The organism is Mesorhizobium sp. M7D.F.Ca.US.004.03.1.1, assembly GCF_003998635.1.
In the GTDB taxonomy this organism is placed as follows: domain Bacteria; phylum Pseudomonadota; class Alphaproteobacteria; order Rhizobiales; family Rhizobiaceae; genus Mesorhizobium; species Mesorhizobium loti.
Map to the genome: position 1 here is coordinate 1 of NZ_RZQG01000598.1, position 3,762 is coordinate 3,762.

Genomic DNA, 3,762 nt, shown 5'->3' on the forward strand with positions numbered 1-3,762 from the left:
ATCAGTGCGCCGCCGCCGCCGCCGCCGCCTCGTCGATGAGGCGGCCGGTGCGGAAGCGCTCGATGGTGAAAGGCGCGTTGATCGGGTGCGGATCGTCTTTGGCAATCGTATGGGCAAAGACATGGCCGGAGCCCGGCGTCGCCTTGAAGCCGCCCGTGCCCCAGCCGCAATTGACATAGAGGCCGGGCACCGGCGTCTTGGCCAGGATCGGCGAGCGGTCGGGCGTGACGTCGACGATGCCGCCCCACGAGCGCAGCATCTTCATGCGCGTGAAGATCGGGAACATCTCGCAGATGGCGTCCAGCGTATGCTGCAATATGTGCAGGCCGCCGGTCTGCGAATAGGAGACATACTGGTCGGTGCCGGCGCCGATCACCAGCTCGCCCTTGTCGGACTGCGAGATATAGGCGTGCACCGTGTTCGACATCACTACGCAGGGCACCACCGGCTTGACCGGCTCCGACACCAGCGCCTGCAGCGGATAGCTTTCCAGCGGCATGCGCACGCCGGCCATGTTCATGATGACCGAGGAATGGCCGGCGGCAACGACGCCGACCTTCTTGGCGCCGATGAAGCCGCGCGTCGTATCGACGCCCATGACCGCGCCGTTGGCGGCCCGCTTGACGCCTGTGACCTCGCAATTCTGGATGATGTGCACGCCGCGCGCCGAAGCGCCGCGCGCATAGCCCCAGGCAACCGCATCGTGGCGCGCCGTACCGCCGCGGCGCTGCAGCGCAGCCCCGACCACCGGATAGCGCGCGTCTTTGGAGGTGTTGAGCGGCGGGCAGAATTCCTTTGCCTGCTCCGGCGACAACCATTCATTGTCGATGCCGTTCAGGCGGTTGGCGTGGACGTGGCGCTTCAGCACCTGGATGTCGTGCACATTGTGGGCGAGCATCATGACGCCCCGCGCCGAATACATGACGTTGTAGTTGAGCTCCTGGCTGAGCCCGTCCCACAGCTTCAGCGCATGGTCGTAGATGCCGGCGCTCTCGTCATAGAGATAATTGGAGCGGATGATGGTGGTGTTGCGGCCGGTGTTGCCGCCGCCGAGCCAGCCCTTTTCCAGCACCGCGACATTGGTGATGCCATGCACCGTGGCAAGGTAATAGGCGGTGGCCAGGCCATGGCCGCCGGCGCCGACGATGATGACGTCGTATTCCTTCTTCGGCTCAGGCGAGGACCATTGTTCCTCCCAGCCCTTGTGGCCGCGCATGGCCTCGCGGGCGATGGCGAATACCGAATACTTCTTCAACGTCCTGGCCTCGCGAAATAGCGGCCGGGCATTCATTCGGTCCCGACGCGCGAGGTGTATCACTAGCGAAACAGCGCTTCCACCCTTGCGCTGTTTGCGACGGCGCTTGCCGTTTTGCGCCACGACGAAAAAGACGCATGCGATCTGGCTGCCATCGCTGCGTTCAGTCACACTGCCTGCCGCGAGACTTGGGAGGACGAATATGGGCAACGCCTGGTGGAATATGACGTTGCGCTTTCTGCTGGAGCTTGCCGCCTTGCTCGGCCTCGGCATCGCCGGCTGGAGCCTCTCCGACGGATGGTGGCGCTGGGTCCTCGCCTTGGCCTTGCCGCTCATTGCGGCTGTGCTGTGGGGGACCTTCGCGGTACTCAACGACCCAAGCCGGTCGGGCCGCGCACCGGTACCTGTGCCCGGCGCGGTGCGGCTGGTGCTCGAACTGGTCATCCTGTTTGGCGGTGCTGCCGGATTCTATGTCGCCGGTTGCACGATCACGGGCATCATCGTCGCCCTGCTCATCGTCATCAGCTACGCATTCTCGCTCGATCGGCTCGGTTGGCTGCTGAAGCAGTAGCTAGGGCGACGCGGCCTTTGCAGGTATCGGGTGGCTCCGACTCGCCCCATTTGCGACCAAGCATCCAATTGCCGGCTAGACCGGCGCGACGACAAGGATGCAGAAAATGTTCGCACTCGCCAACAAGGTCGCCATCGTCACCGGCGCCAGTTCCGGCATCGGCCGCGCCACTGCAAAACTCTTTGCCGAGGAAGGCGCCAAGATCATCGTCGCCGCCCGCCGCCAGGCCGAGCTCGATGCACTTGTCGCCGAGATCGCGGACGCCGATGGCATGGCTGTCGCGCTTGCCGGCGATGTCCGCGACGAAGCCTATGCAAAAGCCCTTGTCGATGCGGCGGTCGAAAAGTTCGGTGGGCTCGACATCGCGTTCAACAATGCCGGCGCCGTCGGCCTGATGGGACCGATAGCCGAACTGTCGCTGGAAGGCTGGCGCGAGACGCTCGACACCAATCTCACCAGCGCGTTTCTCGGCGCCAAATACCAGGTGCCGGCGATGGTCGAGCGTGGTGGCGGTTCGCTGATCTTCACCTCCACCTTCGTTGGCCACACCATCGGCATGCCTGGCATGACCAGCTATGCCGCCAGCAAGGCCGGCCTGATCGGGCTGACGCAGGTGCTTGCCGCCGAATACGGGCCGAAAGGCGTGCGGGTCAACGCACTGCTGCCCGGCGGCACCGACACGCCGGCGGCAACCTTCAAGACTCCGGAATCGCGGGCCTTCGTCGAGGGTTTGCATGCACTGAAGCGTGTCGCGGTGCCGGAGGAGATCGCCCGCTCGGCGCTCTATCTGGCGTCCGACGCCTCGAGCTTCACCACAGGAACGGCGTTACTGGCCGATGGCGGCGTGTCGATCAACCGGACGTGATGGGTTTTTCGCGGCGAATAGGCATGTTCATAGCCGCCAGGCAGACGGCGGTCTTGCTTTTTCGCCGCGATTTGGCGATGCCGTTTCCTGTCGAAACGGGTCTTCTTGCCAAAATCGGTCCTGCAAACATGATGCTGATCAGAACCTATGTGGCTGCGAGCGCAATCGAGGGCGTCGGCGTGTTCGCTGCCGAGCCCATCAGGAAAGGCGCTTCGATCTGGCGGCTCGATCCCGATTTCGACCGGCTGATTCCGATGGACAAATACGAGGCAGCGCCCTCGCATCTCAGGGAATTGCTCGACCGCTATGCCTATCCGAGCCCGGACCGGCCGGGTTTCATGGTCTATGAAGTCGACAATGGGCGCTTCATGAACCATGCCGGCAATCCAAACACGGATTTTTCACAGTATGGCGGAGCCACCGCGACCCGCGATATCGCCGCGGGCGAGGAGATCACCTGCGACTACGGCGAGTTCTTCGAGGATTTCGAGCGGCTTCACCTTGCCACGGCCTAGTCGGTCCCTTGATCCTGGGGCAAACCGGCTACGGTTGGCCTCCAAGTGCATTTCGGCTGTGGACAGCGCGGCATGATTCTGCTATCAGCCGCCCCAATTCGTGGTGTAAACCGCCGCGGAGGCTAGTGGCTATGGCCGCTTGCCTGTTGATATCAAACCCGAAAGACAGGATTGCCCGTGCAGGTACTCGTCCGCGACAATAACGTTGATCAGGCGCTTCGCGCTCTCAAGAAGAAGATGCAGCGCGAAGGCATTTTCCGCGAAATGAAGATGCGCGGTCACTACGAGAAGCCGTCCGAGAAGCGCGCCCGTGAAAAGGCTGAAGCCGTCCGCCGCGCCCGCAAGCTGGCCCGCAAGCGCGCCCAGCGCGAAGGCCTGCTGCCGATGACGCCCCGCCCGGTTGCTGCCGGCGCCGCCGGTGGTCCAGGTGGTGCTCCGCGTCCGCCGCGGTTCTAACGCCAATTTTTCGTCCTTTTCGAAGGATATCAGAGGTGGCGCGATGCGGAATCGCCGCCACCTTTTTGTTTTGATTGCGACCCGGCCCGGAGGGGGGAAC

The 3,762-nt window shown here is 63.6% G+C and carries 5 protein-coding genes; 4 read left to right on the plus strand and 1 reads right to left on the minus strand.

Going from position 1 to position 3,762, the window contains the following annotated elements:
• Nucleotide 1: 1 nt before the first annotated feature.
• Nucleotides 2-1,255: a sarcosine oxidase subunit beta gene (locus EN935_RS26125; protein ID WP_127373759.1), complete on the minus strand. Its 1,254-nt coding sequence runs from the start codon at nt 1,253-1,255 to the stop codon at nt 2-4.
• Nucleotides 1,256-1,457: 202 nt separating this feature from the next.
• On the opposite strand from EN935_RS26125, the gene EN935_RS26130 reads away from it, so the two are divergent.
• From EN935_RS26130 to rpsU, 4 genes are all read left to right on the plus strand, one after another.
• A complete protein-coding gene (locus EN935_RS26130; protein WP_127265153.1) occupies nt 1,458-1,826 on the plus strand; it encodes a DUF2568 domain-containing protein in 369 nt (122 codons plus the stop codon).
• Nucleotides 1,827-1,932: 106 nt separating this feature from the next.
• A complete protein-coding gene (locus EN935_RS26135; protein ID WP_126070402.1) occupies nt 1,933-2,691 on the plus strand; it encodes an SDR family oxidoreductase in 759 nt (252 codons plus the stop codon).
• 128 nt (nt 2,692-2,819) lie between these two features.
• Nucleotides 2,820-3,206, plus strand: a complete 387-nt coding sequence (locus EN935_RS26140) for an SET domain-containing protein-lysine N-methyltransferase (protein ID WP_109661202.1) — start codon at nt 2,820-2,822, stop codon at nt 3,204-3,206.
• 177 nt (nt 3,207-3,383) lie between these two features.
• A complete protein-coding gene (gene rpsU / locus EN935_RS26145) occupies nt 3,384-3,662 on the plus strand; it encodes a 30S ribosomal protein S21 (protein WP_023671138.1) in 279 nt (92 codons plus the stop codon).
• The last annotated feature ends 100 nt before the right edge of the window (nt 3,663-3,762 follow it).